At 64.7% G+C, this 17124-nt stretch carries 16 protein-coding genes; 7 read left to right on the top strand and 9 right to left on the bottom strand.

Annotation, left to right across the window (positions count from 1 at the left end; genetic code table 11):
* Positions 1-113: 113 nt before the first annotated feature.
* Both K289_RS0120625 and hemN read right to left on the bottom strand, forming a co-directional pair.
* Positions 114-311: a DUF1858 domain-containing protein gene (locus K289_RS0120625; protein WP_027553270.1), complete on the bottom strand. Its 198-nt coding sequence runs from the start codon at positions 309-311 to the stop codon at positions 114-116.
* A gap of 198 nt (positions 312-509) precedes the next feature.
* Positions 510-1862: an oxygen-independent coproporphyrinogen III oxidase gene (gene hemN / locus K289_RS0120620; protein WP_027553269.1), complete on the bottom strand. Its 1353-nt coding sequence runs from the start codon at positions 1860-1862 to the stop codon at positions 510-512.
* Positions 1863-2026: 164 nt separating this feature from the next.
* On the opposite strand from hemN, the gene K289_RS0120615 reads away from it, so the two are divergent.
* The 3 genes from K289_RS0120615 (at position 2027) to K289_RS0120605 (ending at position 4507) form a co-directional block, all read left to right on the top strand.
* On the top strand, positions 2027-2233 hold the full coding sequence (locus tag K289_RS0120615; protein WP_027553268.1) for a hypothetical protein: 207 nt from the start codon (positions 2027-2029) through the stop codon (positions 2231-2233).
* Positions 2234-2478: 245 nt separating this feature from the next.
* Positions 2479-3576 carry a copper-containing nitrite reductase gene (nirK, locus tag K289_RS0120610; protein ID WP_027553267.1) on the top strand — a complete coding sequence of 366 codons (1098 nt, stop codon included), beginning with the start codon at positions 2479-2481 and terminating at the stop codon, positions 3574-3576.
* Between the two features lie 52 nt (positions 3577-3628).
* On the top strand, positions 3629-4507 hold the full coding sequence (locus K289_RS0120605; RefSeq protein ID WP_027553266.1) for an SUMF1/EgtB/PvdO family nonheme iron enzyme: 879 nt from the start codon (positions 3629-3631) through the stop codon (positions 4505-4507).
* Between the two features lie 271 nt (positions 4508-4778).
* Here K289_RS0120605 and K289_RS0120600 read toward each other — a convergent pair whose 3' ends face one another.
* From K289_RS0120600 to K289_RS0120590, 3 genes are read right to left on the bottom strand one after another with little or no spacing between them, the layout of a single operon-like run.
* The gene (locus K289_RS0120600) at positions 4779-5414 is read right to left on the bottom strand and encodes a GNAT family N-acetyltransferase (protein WP_027553265.1); all 636 of its coding nucleotides are present in this window, start codon (positions 5412-5414) and stop codon (positions 4779-4781) included.
* Positions 5415-5436: 22 nt separating this feature from the next.
* The gene (locus tag K289_RS0120595) at positions 5437-6087 is read right to left on the bottom strand and encodes a 3-oxoacid CoA-transferase subunit B (protein ID WP_027553264.1); all 651 of its coding nucleotides are present in this window, start codon (positions 6085-6087) and stop codon (positions 5437-5439) included.
* A gap of 17 nt (positions 6088-6104) precedes the next feature.
* Entirely contained in the window at positions 6105-6812 is a 708-nt protein-coding gene (locus K289_RS0120590; protein WP_027553263.1) for a CoA transferase subunit A, read from the bottom strand.
* 265 nt (positions 6813-7077) lie between these two features.
* Between K289_RS0120590 and K289_RS0120585 the strand changes: the two genes are divergently transcribed.
* The 4 genes from K289_RS0120585 to K289_RS0120570 all read left to right on the top strand — a co-directional run bounded on the left by K289_RS0120585 (position 7078) and on the right by K289_RS0120570 (position 12591).
* The gene (locus K289_RS0120585; protein WP_027553262.1) at positions 7078-9006 is read left to right on the top strand and encodes an AsmA family protein; all 1929 of its coding nucleotides are present in this window, start codon (positions 7078-7080) and stop codon (positions 9004-9006) included.
* A 384-nt stretch (positions 9007-9390) separates the two neighbouring features.
* Positions 9391-10776, top strand: a complete 1386-nt coding sequence (locus K289_RS0120580) for an ABC transporter substrate-binding protein (protein ID WP_027553261.1) — start codon at positions 9391-9393, stop codon at positions 10774-10776.
* A 94-nt stretch (positions 10777-10870) separates the two neighbouring features.
* On the top strand, positions 10871-11743 hold the full coding sequence (locus K289_RS0120575; RefSeq protein ID WP_027553260.1) for a carbohydrate ABC transporter permease: 873 nt from the start codon (positions 10871-10873) through the stop codon (positions 11741-11743).
* The gene (locus K289_RS0120570; protein ID WP_027553259.1) at positions 11740-12591 is read left to right on the top strand and encodes a carbohydrate ABC transporter permease; all 852 of its coding nucleotides are present in this window, start codon (positions 11740-11742) and stop codon (positions 12589-12591) included. Before K289_RS0120575 ends, K289_RS0120570 begins: the two co-directional genes overlap by 4 nt.
* Positions 12592-12702: 111 nt before the next feature.
* Here the strand turns inward: K289_RS0120570 and K289_RS0120565 are convergent, their stop codons facing one another.
* The 4 genes from K289_RS0120565 to K289_RS44770 are packed head-to-tail and all read right to left on the bottom strand — an operon-like array spanning position 12703 to position 17118.
* The gene (locus K289_RS0120565) at positions 12703-13515 is read right to left on the bottom strand and encodes an ABC transporter permease (protein WP_027553258.1); all 813 of its coding nucleotides are present in this window, start codon (positions 13513-13515) and stop codon (positions 12703-12705) included.
* 1 nt (position 13516) lies between these two features.
* On the bottom strand, positions 13517-14428 hold the full coding sequence (locus tag K289_RS0120560; RefSeq protein ID WP_027553257.1) for an ABC transporter permease: 912 nt from the start codon (positions 14426-14428) through the stop codon (positions 13517-13519).
* On the bottom strand, positions 14425-15588 hold the full coding sequence (locus K289_RS0120555) for an ABC transporter ATP-binding protein (protein WP_027553256.1): 1164 nt from the start codon (positions 15586-15588) through the stop codon (positions 14425-14427). The genes K289_RS0120560 and K289_RS0120555 overlap by 4 nt, the downstream gene beginning before the upstream one ends.
* A 30-nt stretch (positions 15589-15618) precedes the next feature.
* Positions 15619-17118: a glycerol-3-phosphate dehydrogenase gene (locus K289_RS44770; RefSeq protein WP_035685316.1), complete on the bottom strand. Its 1500-nt coding sequence runs from the start codon at positions 17116-17118 to the stop codon at positions 15619-15621.
* Positions 17119-17124: the final 6 nt, after the last annotated feature.

The following is a 17124-nucleotide window of genomic DNA, read 5'->3' as shown; positions in this document are numbered from 1 at the left end:
CGCTGCGGGGCCTCCGCCGCCTCGGAAGATAGGGATGAGGGCGCCTCCGCTTACGGCGAAAGCCCTCCCTCACCCGGGAATCCGCGCGCACCCGCGCGCATTCCAATCCCGCCTCACGCCGGTACGCACTCGCACAGCGCAGCCAGGAACTTGTCGCGGTCGATGCCATGCTCGCGGCAGGCGTCATCCACCGTGTGGAAAGTTGCGATCGGACAACCGACACAGGCCATCCTGAAGGCAAGAAACACCCGGATCGTGTGCGGCGCACTCCGCATGATGTCATCGACCAGATCGTCGGATCGGAAGGGCATGGACAACTCCGTTCCGTAACGACGATAGCGAAGTGGCTCGCGATATCTTTGTCGAAGCGCAAGCTGGGGCGAAGTCCCAACTCGTCATTCCGGGGCGCGCCTTTTGGCGCGAACGCGGAATCCATTTCTCCACGTCATCTGTTGCCCGATGGATTCCGGGCTCTCGCTTCGCTCGACCCGGAATGACGAGGAGATGAGCTACACGGCCCGGCTGTGCAACTGCTTCGCCGCATCGAGATGCGCGTCGAACGCGGCGGCGACGCTGCGGACCAGGAAGCGCGCGTCGCTGGCGACGGCGAGCCGATCACCGTCGAGGCTGACGACGCCGTCGGAGACCAGCTCCTTGAGCCGCGGCGCCGACTTCAGCATCGCTTCGGGCGCCGTGCCGTGGCGCGCGCAGATCGCGCCGAGATCGGCGCTGAACTCGCACATGATGCGCTCGATGATGTCGGCGCGCAGCCGGTCATCGTCGGTGAGACCATAGCCCCTTGCAGTCGCGAAGCGGCCGGCGACGACGCTTTGCGAATAGCCGCCGATTTGCACCTCGTTCTGAACATAGCCTTGCGGCAGATGTCCGATCGCGCTCGCGCCGAAGCCGAGCAGGAGCTCGCTGCTGTCGGTGGTATAGCCCTGGAAATTGCGTCGCAGCGTGCCCTCCCTGAAGGCCACGGCCATGGAATCGTCTGCCTTGGCGAAATGGTCGAGCCCGATCTGAACGTAGCCGGCCTCCTTCAGCGCGTTGGCGATCGCGCAGGCCTGGTCGTGGCGCGCCGGGCCGTCAGGCAAGGCGCTCTCCTTGATCATGCGCTGGTGCTTCTTGAAATCGGGCACATGCGCATAGCCGAACACCGAGAATCGCTCCGGTGCGAGCGTCAGCGCGCGCCGCACGGTATCGAGGCAGGAGGCGATGGTCTGGTGTGGCAGGCCATAGATGAGATCGAAATTGATCCCCTTGATGCCGGCGCGCCTGAGCATGTCGACGACGGAGGCGGTCTGCTCAAAGCTCTGCACACGGTTGATCGCGCGCTGCACGACGGGGTCGAAACTCTGCACCCCGAGGCTGGCGCGGTTGACACCGGAGAGCCGCATCGCCTCCACCATGTCAGCGGTCAGCGTCCGCGGATCGATCTCGACCGCGATCTCGGCCGACGGCAGCACGAAGAACGCCTTTCGCATCGTCGCCATCAACTCGGCAAAGGCTTCCGGCTTCATGATCGTCGGCGTGCCGCCGCCGAAATGGATGTGCTCGACTTTGATGCGGCGGCCGACCTTTTCAGCGACCAGCTCGATTTCGCTGCGGAGCGTGCGCTGATAGGCCGCGATAAGCCCGTCGCGGCGTACGATCTGGGTATGGCAACCGCAGTACCAGCACATCTCGCGGCAGAACGGCACATGCAGATACAGCGAGGCGCTGGCGTTCGTCGGAATCTCGGCCAGCCAGGTCGCGTAGGTGCCGGCACTGATGGCGCGCGAAAAATGCGGTGCGGTCGGATAGCTGGTGTAGCGCGGCAGACGTTCCTCGCCGTAGCTCGCCGCGAGATCGGTTCTCATGTCTTACCCATTCGTAAATGCCGGCTGCGAACGGTCGCGGCAAGTCCCGGAATGGGTTCAGCTAGCCCGGATTTGCCGAGGCGACCTTGCGCTCGCTCAAAGTCGGAGCGCCGGATTCCGGCCATTCTGACGTTCAATCATTTGTTCCTTTCGGAGATGACGCCATGGCGCCGTTCGCGCTCGAACTCGTTCTCTGGCTGCTCGGCGTTCGCGGTCATATCCCGCGCTTCGACGATTTCCGACCCGTCCCGGCGGCACCCACAACCGGCGCCGCCCATTTGATGCGTGTGCTGGCCGTCATGGCCTCGATCTTCGCGGCGCTGTCCCTTGCGGTCTGGGGGACGGTCTGGCTGGCGATCCAGCTGCTCTAGTCCACGATTTCAGACATTCACGACCAAGCGCAACTGAACATGCGAACGATTTGCTGCTGGCGCGACTGATGTCGCGCGCGGCATGTCATCGTATCATTCGCGTCGCCGACACCGCTCGGTAAACCTCTTAAGTATCTTCACGGAGGCGAATTCGGAAAAAGGTTGTTGCAGCGCAAATCATCTTGCCGTGATCGGCGCACACTGCATCCCGTCATCAAAACCTTTTCAGATGAAGGATGCTTCCGATGTTCACCCGCAGAGCCGCATTGATCAGCGCCGCCGCGACCGCCCTCATGCTGGCGACTCCCGCTCTTGCCGCCGACGATCTCAAGCTGCCGCGGCAGAAGATCGAACTGGTCGCACCGCCCTTCGTGCACGCGCACGAGCAGGCGACCAAGCTGAGCCCGAAGATCATGGAGTTCACGCTCACGATCCAGGAGAAGAAGGTCGTCATCGACGAGAAGGGCACCACCTTCCAGGCAATGACCTTCAACGGCTCGATGCCGGGTCCCCTGATGGTCGTGCATGAGGGCGACTATGTCGAGGTGACGCTGGTCAATCCCGCGACCAACACCATGCCGCACAACATCGACTTCCACTCCGCGACTGGTGCACTCGGTGGCGCCGCACTCACGCTCGTCAACCCCGGCGAGCAGGTGGTGCTGCGCTGGAAGGCGACCAAGACCGGCGTGTTCGTCTATCACTGCGCTCCGGGCGGCCCGATGATCCCCTGGCATGTCGTCTCCGGCATGAACGGCGCTGTGATGGTGCTGCCGCGCGACGGCCTGAACGACGGCAAGGGCCACGCGCTGAAATACGACAAGGTTTACTACATCGGCGAGCAGGACATGTACGTGCCGCGTGACGAGAAGGGCAACTTCAAGTCCTACGACTCGCCCGGCGAGGCCTACACCGACACCGAAGAGGTGATGAAGAAGCTGATTCCGAGCCACGTCGTGTTCAACGGCAAGGTCGGCGCGCTCACCGGCAAGAATGCGCTGACCGCGAATGTCGGCGAGAACGTGCTGATCGTGCACTCGCAGGCCAATCGCGACAGCCGTCCGCATCTGATCGGCGGCCATGGCGACTATGTCTGGGAGACCGGAAAGTTCTCCAACGCGCCGGAGACCGGGCTCGAGACCTGGTTCATCCGCGGCGGCTCGGCCGGCGCTGCGATGTACAAGTTCCTGCAACCCGGAATCTACGCCTATGTCACACATAATCTGATCGAGGCGGCCGATCTCGGTGCCACCGCCCACTTCAAGGTCGAGGGCAAGTGGAACGACGACCTGATGACGCAGGTGAAGGCGCCTGCGGAGGTCCCGCCTTCCGGCACCAACTAGACGCGACAAGGGGCCGGCGATCACCGGCCCCTTCTTCTTTCGGGGAATGATCATGCTGCTCGCATTCAAGCTGAAGTTGGCACTGGCCTGCGTTGCCGGGCTCGCAGGGCCGATCGCCGTTGCGCCGCTGGTCTCGGACATGACGATCCAAGGCACGGCGACGGAGCCCGCGACCGTCGAGATCGCGCGGGGCCACCTCTCCTATCGCGCCGCCGGCGACTTCACGCGCGGCGGCCAGCAGGCGGAAGCGCCGCTGCGCGACGTGCGTTTTGCAAAGCCGCTCACAATCATGCAGCAGCAGGTGTCATCGGCTGACTACCAGCTCTGCGTATACGACGGCGCGTGCCGCGCGCTCGACCGCGGCGTCGTGCTCGCGCCCGATCGTCCCGCGGTGCAGGTGAGCTGGCACGATGCGCAAGCCTATGCCATCTGGCTGTCGCGCAGGACCGGCCAGACGTGGCGGCTGCCGAGCGACGCGGAGTGGGCCTATGCGGCCGGCAGCAGGTTCAAGGACGACGGCCTGCCGGTGGATGCGAACGACCCGTCAAAACGCTGGATCAGCCGCTACGAGCGCGAGTCCGATCGCGACCTCTCCGACACCACGGCCTATCCTTTCGGCAAGTTTGGCCTGAACGAGCACGGCGTCGAAGATCTCGCCGGCAATGTCTGGGAGTGGACCTCGACCTGCTTCGTGCGCTCGCGAGTCGACGAGAGCGGCAAGCCCGCGCCGCAGACCGTGAATTGCGGTGTGCGCGTCGTCGAGGGCGCCCACCGCGCCTACGTCACCGACTTCATCCGCGACGCCCGCGCCGGCGGCTGCGCGCAAGGCGTGCCGCCCGCCAATCTCGGCTTCCGCCTGGTGCGCGAGGAGACGTCGTGGGTCGCGAGCGTGTCGGCGCGGCTCGGCAAGGTGTGGACGGCGAGGTCGTAGATGTCGATGCGTTGATATGTGAATTGGAGGAGCGACCGCGCCACACACGCCGTCATTGCGAGCGCAGCGAAGCAATCCAGACCGTCTCCGCGGCAAGACTCTGGATTGCTTCGCTGCGCTCGCAATGACGATATGGATGCGGACGTGCCGCCCGCATGGGCGCCGTAGGGTGGGCAAAGCGATGCGTGCCCACCACTACCGCCGCAATCGCAGAGAAATGGTGGGCACGGCGCTTCGCGCCTTTGCCCACCCTACAGCTCCGCGAGATCAATCAAATCGCCCGCGCGAACATTCGAAAGCCGGGTGCGCCGATCAAGGCCTCGAAGGCGGGATCACGCTTCTCTTCCGCAAAGACAAATCCCGCTTTGCTGTAGCAGCGCTCGGCGGCGTCATTGCCGATCAAGAACGAAATGGTTGCCCGCGCAAAGCCGGCCGCCTTGCCGGTGTCCAATGCACGCGCGATCAGCGCCTGCACCAGGCCGCGGCCGCGATGAGCGGGATCGGTCGCGACATGCTCGATCATCCAGTCACCCTCGCCGCCTTGCACCCAGCAGCCCCGAACATAAGCGCCGCGCTGCCGGATCGCTTCCAGCTCCGACGCGGCGAGCCCGGTCGTTCCTGCGACCTCCTCGACTGCGCGCCAGGCCGCAGGTCCCGTGCCGGCTGCAAGCAGCGCGCAGAGTGCGGCAGCCGGCTTGCCGTCGACTTCGGCGATGATGAATTGCGAGACGTGCCACATCGACACCGCGCGTGCGACCGCGATTCGCGCTATGAAATCCAGGCACTGCACCTCGGGCCAGCCGAGCGCGACATCGAACCAGCCGCGCGGCCGGTAGCCGCGCTGCGCTGACAAGATGGTTCTCGCGATGAAATCGGCATCGTCGGGACGCGCAGACCGTATCGTCATGCGCGCGCCCATTCGCGAAACCTTACGTGTTCTTCAGCGCGACGCGGAATTCGGCCTCGGTCTTGGCCTTGACCTCGTCGAGCGAGACGCCGTCGGCGAGTTCGATCAGGGCCATGCCGCCGTCGCCGTGCTTGTCGATGGTGAAGACGGCAAGATCGGTGACGACCATGTCGACTACGCGCTCGCCGGTCAGCGGCAGGTTGCACGTCTTCAGGAGCTTCGGACCGTCCTTGGCCGAATGCTCCATCACCACGACGACGCGCTTGACGCCGGCGACGAGGTCCATCGCGCCGCCCATGCCCTTGACCATCTTGCCGGGGATCATCCAGTTGGCGAGGTCGCCGTTCTGGGCGACCTGCATGGCGCCGAGGATGGACAGATCCATGTGCCCGCCGCGGATCATGCCGAAGGAATCCGCGCTGGAGAAATAGGCGGTCGACGGCAGCTCGCTCACGGTCTGCTTGCCGGCGTTGATGAGGTCGGCATCTTCCTCGCCCTCATAGGGGAACGGTCCCATGCCGAGCATGCCGTTCTCGCTCTGCAGGCTGACATCCATGCCGTCCGGGATGTAGTTCGAGACCAGCGTCGGAATGCCGATGCCGAGATTGACGTAGTAGCCGTCGCGCAATTCCTTCGCGGCGCGCGCGGCCATCTGTTCACGGGTCCAGGCCATGTCGCTCTCCTGATCTCTTAAGCTGCCGGGCGCGGGCGGGTGTTGCGGAATTCGATGCGCTTCTTGGCCGTGCCGACCTCGACGATGCGCTTCACGAAAATGCCTGGCGTGTGGATGTGGTCGGGATTGAGTTCGCCGGCCGGAACCAGATGCTCGACCTCGGCCACCGTGATCTTCGCGGCAGTCGCCATCATCGGGTTAAAGTTGCGCGCGGTCTTGCGGTAGATGAGGTTGCCGGCGGTGTCGCCCTTCCAGGCGTGCACGATGGCGAGGTCGGCGAACAGGCCGCGCTCCATCAGATACTTCTCGCCGTCGAACTCCTTCACTTCCTTGCCTTCGGCGATCAGCGTGCCGACGCCGGTCTTGGTGTAGAAGGCCGGGATGCCCGCGCCGCCGGCACGAATGCGCTCGGCGAGCGTGCCCTGAGGGTTGAATTCGAGTTCCAGCTCGCCCGCGAGGAATTGCTGGGCGAACAGCTTGTTCTCGCCGACATAGGACGAGATCATCTTCTTGATCTGCCGGGTTTCCAGCAGGCGGCTAAGGCCGATGCCGTCGACGCCGGCATTGTTGGAGACCACCGTGAGGCCCTTGACGCCGGAGTCGCGGATCGCGTCCGACAGCTCCTCGGCGATGCCGCAGAGGCCGAAGCCGCCGGACATGACCATCATGCCGTCCTTCAGAATGCCGTCGAGAGCCGACTTGGCGTCGGGATAAACCTTGTTCATGCAGGAAACCTTCGGCTTGGAGGCGTCGCGCGCCCTTCATTCGCGGCGATTATTAGGCGAAATGGTCCGAGGCCGTCAATGATACGGGGTTCTCCGCCCCGCCGACCGATGATAGAAGCTGCCCACGCCGTGGGCATAACCGGCCCGCGGCCTTGAAAGCGACAAGAAAACCCATCAAGTTGCGGGGGTTGGGTATGGGCGCGCAGGTTTTCCGGCCCGCCCTACTGGCTCCAACGACCAACCCGATCAGGACACGCCATTGACCATGGCCCAAGGAATGAAGCGCCTCGGGACGCCGATCGCGGCGCTGCTCGGCGTGGTGCTGATCGCCCTGATCGCGACCTCATGGCTCATCAACCGCGACGCGCTGCGCCAGGCGGTCGAGGCGCAGATCCGCGACGTCACCGGGCTCGAGCTCAATGTCGCAGGCGCGATCGACATCTCGCTTCTGCCGGCCAGCTACATCTCCTTCCACGATGTCGGCCTCAAGGGCGGCGGCACCAGCGATCCGGCGCTGCATGTCGACGTACTCACCGCGAATCTGCGGCTGCTGCCGCTACTGCTGCAACGGTTCGAGATCGCCGACCTGATGCTGCTGCGGCCGCATATCCATGTCAGCCTCAAGCCGGACGGCGAGAGCAACTGGACGCCCTTCATCCAGACCATCGCGCGCACGATGAAGCCCGGCGCCGACAACCAGGTCTCGTTCTCCGAGATCAGGATCCAGGACGGCGTGCTCAATTACGAGGATGTCGCCACCCACGCCACCGAGAAACTCGAGGACATCGACCTGTCGCTGGCCTGGCCCTCGATCTCGCGGTCCTTTGCCGCGACCGGGCAGTTCGACTGGCGCGGCGAGCGCGTCGACGGCTCGATCAGCTTCGCCGATTTCGTTGCCGCTCTCTCGGGCGACCGCTCGGGGCTGAAGGCGCGGATCGCCAGCGCGCCGCTCAAGCTCGCCTTCGACGGCAGCGTCGCCAACCGCACCAGCCCGATGATGGAGGGCACCCTCACGATCGACAGCCCGTCCTTGCGCAACGCGCTGCGTTGGACCGGCCAGCCGCAGCCCGGCAGCGGCGGCTTCGGCCGCTTCGCGCTGAAGGCGCGGGCCAATGTCGTGGGCGCCTCGATCGCGCTCACCAACGTCAATGTCGAGCTCGACGGCAACGTCGCCGAGGGCGTGATGACCTACGCCAATAACGGCCGGCAGACGTTGCAGGCGACACTGGCCGCCGATGCCCTCGACTTCACGCCCTACATCTCCACCTTCCGTTTGCTGGCAAGCGGCGCGCGCGACTGGAACAGGCAGCTGTTCGATCTCAACGGCTTGTCGACCACCGACCTCGACATGCGCCTGTCGGCGGCGCGGCTGACAGTCGGGCCGTCGAAGCTCGGCCGCACCGCGATCGGCGCGAACCTGCGCAACGGCACGCTGGCGCTCTCGGTCGGCGAGGCGCAGGTCTATGGCGGCATTGCCAAGGGCTCGTTCGGCATCGCGCGCTCCGACACCGTCGCCGACGTCAAGGCGCAATTGCAGTTCACCGATGTCGACCTCCAGGCCTGCACCTCAGAGCTGTTCGGCATCAACAAGCTGTCCGGCCGCGGCAACATCAACGTGTCGCTCGTCGCCTCCGGCTCGAGCCCGTTCGGCCTCGCCCAATCGCTCGACGGCACCGCCAGCGTGATCGGGCATGACGGCGCGATTTCGGGCTTCAACGCCGAGCAGCTCTTGAAACGGCTGGAGCGGCGGCCGCTGTCCGGCGGCGGCAATTTCCGCAACGGCTCGACGCCGTACGACAATCTCACCATTTCGGTGAAGTTCGCCGACGGGATCGCCACCGCCGAGGACATCCGCGTCGAAGGACCTTCGGCCAAGATCACGCTGACCGGCACCGCGTCGGTCCCGACGCGCGAATACGACATGAAGGGCGTGGCGAGCCTCAACACCAGTTCCGGCTTCGAGCTGCCCTTCGTGGTGCAGGGCCCCTGGGACGACCCCCTGATCTTCCCCGACCCGGAGAGCCTGATCCGCCGCTCGCCGGCCTCGGCGCCCCTGCTCGACATGCTGAAGGATCGCAAGACCGGCGATGCCGTGCGCTCCGCGATCGAACGCATCACCGGCAGCGGCAAGCGCCCCGCGCCGGACGTGTCGCCGACGGCGGAGAATGCCAAAGAGAGCGCGAAGTCGAACTAGTCCTGAGCCGATCGGGTGCGCGGTCCTGGTGTCCGATCGATCGCGGAGGACGACCGATCGAGGTGCTTCAATGCCAGACCTCGGACCCGCTAAGGCGACACTTTGGCATCTTTGATTGCCAGCTTGAGCCGTAACGGACTTCAGCAGCGTCAGAGGCGAATTTGATCCGCAATCATTTTGATGTTGTCGCTCGGATCGAGGCCGGGCACGTCGCGAATTGATCAGGGCGAATTAATGCGGCGTTTGGATCGATGCGCGACTGACGCATCTCAACAGGCCTCACCCCAGACCTAGGTCGGACAAGAAGCCGCTAGATCGGCCCACGGCCATGCGCTAGTGTTTTAGCCAACCGGTTAAAATGCCGGTCGTTTGAGGGAGAAAAACGTGAGATCCAAGGTTATTGGCGCATTATCACTCGCGGTTGCTGCGGTCGGGCTGTTTGCGGCCACTGCACCCGCATTTGCGCAGCAGAAGACGATCACGGTCTGGTGGGGCAAGGGCTTCTATCGGTCCGAAGACGACGCGCTGATCGCGGCCATCAAGAAGTTTGAAGAGAAGACCGGCATCAAGGTCGAATTGTCGCAGTATGCGATTCAGGACATGATTCCGAAGACGGTGGCCGCGCTCGATGCCGGCACCGTGCCGGATATCGCCTATTCCGACTCCTATGACGTGCAGGCGCAGGGCAAGTGGGCCTACGAAGGCAAGCTCGAGGATCTGTCTGACGTCATGGAGCCGATCAAGGATCGGTTCGCACCGAACACACTGGAAGCGTCGATCCTCTACAACGACGTCGCCAAGAAGAAGGCCTATTACGGCTTTCCGCTGAAGCAGCAGAGCATGCACGTCCAGATCTGGAACGACATGCTGGAGAAGGCCGGCTTCAAGCAGAGCGACATCCCGACCGACTGGAACGGCTATTGGTCGTTCTGGTGCGACAAGGTGCAGCCGGCGATCCGCAAGGCGACCGGCCAGCGCATCTATGCAGTCGGTCAGCCGATGGGCGTGGAATCGACCGACGCCTTCCAATCGTTCTACACCTTCATGGACGCCTACCACGTCAAGCTGGTCGACGACGACGGCAAGCTCCTGGTCGACGATCCCAAGGTGCGCGACGGCCTGATCAAGGCGATGAAGGACTACACCGACACCTACATCAAGGGTTGCACGCCGCCCTCGTCCACGACCTGGAAGGATCCGGACAACAACGTTGCCTTCCACAACAAGACGATCGTGATGACGCACAACTTCACGATCTCGATCGCGGCAAAGTGGTACGAGGACTCCCAGAACCAGGCGCTCACGCCCGAGCAGCGCGAAGCCGGCAAGAAGGCCTACGAGCAGGACATCATCACCGCGTCCTTCCCGAAGGCGCCGGATGGTTCGACGATCAAGTACCGCTCCGACGTCAAAACCGGCCTGATCTTCACCGCGGCCAAGAACAAGGCCGAGGCCAAGCAGTTCCTCAGCTTCCTGCTTCAGGAAGAGAATGTCCGCCCCTACATCGAAGGCGCGCTCGGCCGCTGGTTCCCGGTGACGAAGGAAAGCCAGGCCAGCCCGTTCTGGCAGGCTGACCGGCACCGCAAGGCGGTCTACAACCAGTTCATGGGCGGCACCGCGCCGTTCGACTTCACCAAGAACTGGAAGTTCACAATCCTGAACAACGAGAACGTGTGGGCCAAGGCGATGAACCGGGTGGTGAGCGAGAAGGTCCCGGTCGACAAGGCCGTCGACGAACTGATCGTCCGCATCAAGCAAGTCGCGGGCTAAATCATCCTCACCTCTCCCCGCGCCGCGGGGAGAGGCGATAAACCATCACCGGCCGCATCACGCGGTCGGCAGTCCGTTCAAAGAGTCCTAAAGAATGGCGATTACGCTCTCTGGCGATCAGGCCATGCCCTCCCCGCCCTTGTCGTCGCGGCTAACGCCGGCGCAGGTCTGGGGCATCGTGCTGCTCGCGCCCTACCTGCTCGTTTTCCTTGCCTTCGTCGTCTATCCCGTCGGTTACGGGCTGTGGCTGGCGCGCGCTCCCGAAAACTATGTCGCGCTCTACAACGATCCGATTTTCGCACGCGCCGCGGTCAACACGCTGATCTTCCTGGTCATCGGCATCAACATCAAGATGCTGATCGCGCTGTTCCTGTCCGGCTTCTTCGCCCAGCAGCGCACCTGGATCAAATGGCTCTCGGTGATCTTCATCCTGCCCTGGGCGGTGCCGTCGATCCCGACCATCCTGTCGGTCCGCTTCATGCTCAATCCCGAATGGGGCATGGTCAATCACCTCATATTCACCTTAACCGGCGATGACGGCCCCAACTGGCTGAACGATCCGACCGTGGCGCTGACCATGGCAATCGCCGTGCATATCTGGAAGTCGCTGCCGTTCTGGACGCTGATCCTGATCACCGGCCGTCTTGCGATCTCGCATGACCTGTTCGAGGCCGCCGAGGTTGATGGCGCGAGCTGGTGGCAGAAATTCCGCTACATCACCTGGCCATCGATGCAGACGCTCTACGTCACCTGCACGCTGCTCTCGATGATCTGGACGCTGGGGGACTTCAACAGCGTCTACCTGCTCACCGGCGGCGGGCCGGCCGACCTCACCCATGTGCTGGCAACGCTCGGCATCCGCTATCTCCGGCTCGACCAGCTCTCGCTCGCGATGGCCTCCATCGTCTGCGCGATGCCGTTCGTGCTGCCGCTCGTGTACTTCATGATGAAACGGTTGTCGCGATGAAGCTCCCTACCTTGCGCGAAGTCGCGACCGAAGCGCGGTTGCTGCTGATCGGTATTCCCGTCTTCCTCTGGACGATGATCCCGATCTACCACATGTTCCTGTTCGCGATCTCTCCGAAGGAGGACGCGTTCTCGGGCAAGCTGTGGCCGGACCATCCGACGCTGCACAACTTCTCGATCGTGTTCAATCAGCAGCACTACTTCCTGCGCGACTTCTACGTGCAGTTCTGGAACTCGACGCTGATCGCCGCAGCCGTCGGCGTGATGACACTGTTCATCGCCACCGCAGCGGCGTTCTCGATCTCGCGGCTGCGCGTGCCCGGCGGGCGCATCGTGATGAATCTGGCGCTCTTCACCTACTTCATCCCCGCGGCGTTCCTCGCCGTGCCGATGTACCGCACCATGGCCAATTACGGCTTGCTCAACAATCACTGGTCGCTGATCCTCGCCATGGTGACGATCGCCTCGCCCTACGCGATCTGGGTGCTGAAGCAGGCCTCCGACAAGCTGCCGGTCGAGCTCGACGAAGCAGCCGTGATGGACGGCGCCACCACGCTCCAGATTTTCCGCCTGGTCTATCTGCCGCTGATGATGCCCTCGCTGGTGGCGATCGGCACCTATGCGGTGCTGCTCGCCTGGAACGAATATCTCTACGCGTTCCTGCTGCTGTCGAACGACCGCGAGATCACGCTCCCCGTCGCGCTCGGCAACTTCCTCGCCGCCGACGACTCGCCCTGGGAGCTGCTGATGACCACCGGCTTCATCTACGCGCTGCCGCCGGCCGCGATCTACTACGCCTTCCGCCGCTACATGGTGGGCGGGCTCACCGCGGGCGCGGTGAAGTCGTAATCAACGTCATTCCGGGCGCGCCCCTTGGCGCGAGCCCGGAATCCATTCCGCCACGTACCCCGCTGAACAATGGATTCCGGGTTCGCGCTACGCGCGCCCCGGAATGACGACTTAGAGCGGCGCGGCGCTCTCGCCCTGCGAGCTCGACAGTTTCGAGGCGAGCGAGGCGATGACGATGACGACCGCGATCAGCGCGATCACCAGCGTACAGATCGCGTTGATCTCGGGCTTTACCCCGAGCCGCACCTCCGAATAGATCCGGATCGGCAGCGTTGCCGAGCCGGGGCCGGTGGTGAAGCTCGCGATCACGAGATCGTCGAGCGACAATGTGAAGGCGAGCATCCAGCCCGCGACGATCGCGGGCGCGATCAGCGGCAGGGTGACGGCCACGAACGCGCGCACCGGATCGCAGCCGAGATCCATCGCGGCCTCCTCCAGCGAGCGGTCGAGCGAACCAAGGCGGGACTGCACCACCACCGCGACGAAGCACATCGTCAGCGTGGTGTGCGCGATCGTCACCGTCCAGAAGCCGCGCTCGGCGTTCAGCGCCACGAACAGCAGCAAGAGCGACAGCCCGGTGATCACCTCCGGCATCACCAGCGGCGCATAGAGCATGCCGGAGAACAGCGTGCGGCCGCGAAAGCGCTCGCCACGCGACAGCGCTACCGCAGCAAGCGTTCCGAGCAGCGCGGCAATCGTCGCAGAACAGACCGCGACCCGCAGGCTCATCCAGGCCGCCTCGATCATGGCGCGATCATTGAAGAACTCGCGGTACCAGCGCAGCGACCAGCCGCCCCACACCGTCACCAGTCGCGAATCGTTGAAGGAATAGATGACGAGGATCAGGATCGGCAAATAAAGGAAGGCCAGCCCCAGCGCGAGCGAGGCGATGTTGAAGCGGGACAGGCGGGAGGACTTGCGCATCTCACCGCTTCTCCAACTGCCGCCGCTGCAGTCGCTCGTATAACAGCAACGGTGCCAGCAGCACGATCAGAAGCACGATGGCCGCAGCGGACGCAACCGGCCAGTCCTTGTTGGTGAAGAATTCGAGCCACAGCGTCTGGCCGATCATCAGCGAATTGGAGCCGGCCAGGAGATCCGGGATCACGAACTCGCCGACGATCGGGATGAAGCACAAGAGCACGCCGGCGCCGACGCCGGGCAGCGACAGCGGAAAGGTGACGAGCCAGAACACCTGTAGCGGCGGCGCGCCGAGATCGGCGGCGGCCTCCTCCAGCGCCGGCTCCATCTTGGCGAGCGTGGCATAGAGCGGCAGGATCATGAACGGCAAATAGGAATAGACGATGCCCAGATACATTGCGCTGTCGGTGGAAAGCCACACCACGGGCTGATTGACCAGATGCAGCGCCAGCAGGATCTGGTTGAGCAGGCCATCATGCTGCAAAATGTTGATCCAGGCGTAGATGCGGATCAGGAACGAGGTCCAGAACGGCACGATGACCAGCAGCATTGCCACGGCCTGCCAGCGTTTCGGCAGCCGCGCCATGCCGTAGGCGATGGGGTAGCCGATCAGGAGCAGGAGCGCAGTCGCGGTGGCGGCAACGGTGAGGCTGCGCACATAGGCGAACACATAGAGCTCGTCGGAGACGAGCAGCTTGAAATTGTCGATCGACAGCGCGGCGAACGCGGCCTTGAGCGCGGTCCAGCCCGCCGCGAGTTCGAACACGGGCAAGTAAGGCGGCTGCGCGATCGCCGTCTGCGACAGGCTGATCTTCAGCACGAAGCCGAACGGCACCAGGAAGAACAGCGCCATCCACAGATAGGGCGCGATGGCTGCAAACCGCGCCGGCCGGGCGAAGATGCGGCGCGCGCTCATCGGTCCAGCACCATGCAGTCGTCGGGCGAGAACCACGCGACGACCTGCTGGTTCAGGCTGTAGGCGTCGACGTCGAGGCGCGCGGAGTTGGTCACCGAGGACAGCACCATGCCGCCGGTGCCGAGCTTGACCTTGTAGGTGGTGAAGCCGCCGAGATAGCAGATATCCGCGATCACGCCGTCGAGCTGGTTGATCGCCGATCCCTCACCCACCGGGGCGCGGCGCGACAGCTTGACCTTTTCGGGGCGGACCGCGACCGACAACTTTGTGGCGTCGACCGGCTCGCGCGGCTCGGCCGCCACCAGCGTGCCCGCTCCATCGGTGGCAATGACAAGGCGATGACCGTCGCGCAGCTTGAATTCACCGTCGAACAGGTTGATGTCGCCGACGAACTCCGCGATCCAGCGCGAGCGCGGCGCCTCGTAGAGCTCGCGCGGGGTCGCGACCTGATCGAGCCGGCCGGCATTCATCACGCCGATCCGGCTGGCCATCGTCATCGCCTCCTCCTGGTCGTGGGTGACGATGATGAAGGTCATGCCGAGCCTGCGCTGCAGATCCATCAATTCGGCTTGCGTGCTCTCGCGCAGCTTCTTGTCGAGCGCGGCGAGCGGCTCGTCGAGCAGGAGAAGCTGCGGCCGGCGCGCCAGCGCGCGTGCCAGCGCCACGCGCTGACGCTGGCCGCCGGAGAGCTGGTCGGGCTTGCGCTTCTCCAGCCCCTCGAGCTTCACCAGCGCCACCATCTCCGCGACGCGGGTGGCGATGTCGGCGCGCGCCATGCCGGCGCGCTTCAGGCCGAAGGCGATGTTGTCGCGCACGGAGAGATGCGGAAACAGCGCGTAGCTCTGGAACATCATGTTGATCGGGCGCTCATGCGGCAGAGCCTGCGCGATGTCCTTGTCCCCGAGCAGGATGCGTCCCTCGTCCGGCGCCTCGAAGCCGGCAAGCATGCGCAGCAGCGTGGTCTTGCCGCAGCCGCTGGGACCAAGCAGCGCAAAGAACTCGCCGGCCTTGATGTCGAGCGACACACCGTCGACAGCCCGGTACGTTCCGAACGTCTTGGCAACGCCCTCGATGCGCAGCAGCGGCTGGCCGGCCGCCGGGTGCGCCTCTCCGCCGGCGGCATGCGCCACGACTTCCGTTCCAGGCAAATCTTCAGACATGTTCCCAGCCAACCCCGATGCCGCCGCACGCTAGCGGCGGATCGGCCTTTGCTCAACCGGTTCGGGCGGATCGTTCACACTCGCCATGAATGCCGCAAGCGCGTCGCGATCCGCCGCGGGCATGGTCAGGCCGAGCTTGGAGCGGCGCCAGAGGACATCGTCGGGGAAACGCGCCCATTCGTGGCTCATCAGATAGCGCACCTCTGCACCCGTCAGCTCGGGACCGAAGGCCGGACCAAGCTCGCCACGGCTCTTGGCCTCGCCGAGCACCGCCGGCAATCGCGTGCCATAGGCCGCGACCAGCCGCTGCGCCTCTGGCTCTTCGAGAAACCGCCAGCGGTCGCGCGCGATGTCGACCTCGGTATCGAAGCGATGCCAGGCAAAGTCTCCGCCCGGCAGCGCCGCGCCAGCCGTCCAGGGCGGCGACATCGGATAGAACGGTGTCAGCTTCGTCACCGCCCGCTCCGCGCGCAGGCGCGAGGTGGTGACGTCGCCGCCGAACATCGTGAGCAGCGGCGCCTTGCGGCGGCGGGCGTGGAACAGCATCGTCCCGTCCCGCCCCCGTGCGGATGCCAGCGTCAGGTTGACGCCGGAGATCGTTCGCACCACGTCGGTCGGAACGACGCGCTCGCGGAAATAGCGGCTGGCGGCCTCGCAGAGATAGGTGACGTCGGCGCCTGGCATCGCCACGATCGCCGGATCGCCCGTGAAGGCATGCGTGACCGTGCCGATCAGCGTGAACGTGCGTTCGAAGGGACTTGCGAAGATCAGCCGCCCGTCGCTGTTCTGGAAGACATAGACATTGTCGGACTCGAACAGCCGCGGCACGACGATCTGGCTCATCTGCATCGCCGCCATCGGCGGCGCCGGCTGCCGCAGCACGGTCTCCGCGACCATCGAAGTCCAGCCGCCGCTCGCATTGGCGAGCGCACGGGTGGTGATCACTCGGCGATGGCCACGATCGATCACCGCGAGCCGCCAGAAATCCCCTCTATCCGCGCGCACGCAACGCGCCCCGGTGCGGATCGCAGCGCCGCGCTCGGCCGCATCCAGCGCCGTGAGCACCACCAGCCGGGAATCGTCGACGACGCAGTCCGAATAGTCGAAGGCGGTGCCGAACGGACGCCTGAGCGCGTTGCCGACGGGATGGTGGGTGATGTCGAGGGTTGTCGATGGCGGCAGGCCGCTGCGATCGGCAAGACGGTCATAGAGGATCAAGCCGGCGCGCAGCAGCCATGGCGGGCGCTCGTCGGAATGCGCGGGAATCACGAAGCGCATCGGGCGGACCAGATGCGGCGCGATGGACAGCCAGGTCCGGCGCTCCGCCAGCGCCCGGCGCACGCGCCGGAAGCCGCGCCGTTCCAGCACCGACAGGTCGCCATGGATCAGCCGTGGGCTCGCCGATGACGCGGCCCCGCCCAAATCGCCCTGCTCGAACAGGATGACGCGCAGGCCGCGGCCGGCAGCATCGCGCGCGATGCTGACACCGTTCAGGCCGCCGCCGATGATCGCGAGATCGTAATCCGCCATGAAACC

This window comes from Bradyrhizobium sp. Cp5.3 (assembly GCF_000426265.1).
Taxonomy (GTDB): domain Bacteria; phylum Pseudomonadota; class Alphaproteobacteria; order Rhizobiales; family Xanthobacteraceae; genus Bradyrhizobium; species Bradyrhizobium neotropicale.
Note: the sequence above shows the minus strand (reverse complement) of the source record. Positions and strands in the feature narration are given on the sequence as shown.

What these genes read in the sequence shown, in the direction of transcription:
- K289_RS0120625 (WP_027553270.1), bottom strand. Translation starts at nt 311, where the DNA reads ATGCCCTTCCGATCCGACGATCTGGTCGATGACATCATGCGGAGTGCG.
- hemN (WP_027553269.1), bottom strand. Translation starts at nt 1,862, where the DNA reads ATGAGAACCGATCTCGCGGCGAGCTACGGCGAGGAACGTCTGCCGCGC.
- K289_RS0120615 (WP_027553268.1), top strand. Translation starts at nt 2,027, where the DNA reads ATGGCGCCGTTCGCGCTCGAACTCGTTCTCTGGCTGCTCGGCGTTCGC.
- nirK (WP_027553267.1), top strand. Translation starts at nt 2,479, where the DNA reads ATGTTCACCCGCAGAGCCGCATTGATCAGCGCCGCCGCGACCGCCCTC.
- K289_RS0120605 (WP_027553266.1), top strand. Translation starts at nt 3,629, where the DNA reads ATGCTGCTCGCATTCAAGCTGAAGTTGGCACTGGCCTGCGTTGCCGGG.
- K289_RS0120600 (WP_027553265.1), bottom strand. Translation starts at nt 5,414, where the DNA reads ATGACGATACGGTCTGCGCGTCCCGACGATGCCGATTTCATCGCGAGA.
- K289_RS0120595 (WP_027553264.1), bottom strand. Translation starts at nt 6,087, where the DNA reads ATGGCCTGGACCCGTGAACAGATGGCCGCGCGCGCCGCGAAGGAATTG.
- K289_RS0120590 (WP_027553263.1), bottom strand. Translation starts at nt 6,812, where the DNA reads ATGAACAAGGTTTATCCCGACGCCAAGTCGGCTCTCGACGGCATTCTG.
- K289_RS0120585 (WP_027553262.1), top strand. Translation starts at nt 7,078, where the DNA reads ATGGCCCAAGGAATGAAGCGCCTCGGGACGCCGATCGCGGCGCTGCTC.
- K289_RS0120575 (WP_027553260.1), top strand. Translation starts at nt 10,871, where the DNA reads ATGGCGATTACGCTCTCTGGCGATCAGGCCATGCCCTCCCCGCCCTTG.
- K289_RS0120570 (WP_027553259.1), top strand. Translation starts at nt 11,740, where the DNA reads ATGAAGCTCCCTACCTTGCGCGAAGTCGCGACCGAAGCGCGGTTGCTG.
- K289_RS0120565 (WP_027553258.1), bottom strand. Translation starts at nt 13,515, where the DNA reads ATGCGCAAGTCCTCCCGCCTGTCCCGCTTCAACATCGCCTCGCTCGCG.
- K289_RS0120560 (WP_027553257.1), bottom strand. Translation starts at nt 14,428, where the DNA reads ATGAGCGCGCGCCGCATCTTCGCCCGGCCGGCGCGGTTTGCAGCCATC.
- K289_RS0120555 (WP_027553256.1), bottom strand. Translation starts at nt 15,588, where the DNA reads ATGTCTGAAGATTTGCCTGGAACGGAAGTCGTGGCGCATGCCGCCGGC.
- K289_RS44770 (WP_035685316.1), bottom strand. Translation starts at nt 17,118, where the DNA reads ATGGCGGATTACGATCTCGCGATCATCGGCGGCGGCCTGAACGGTGTC.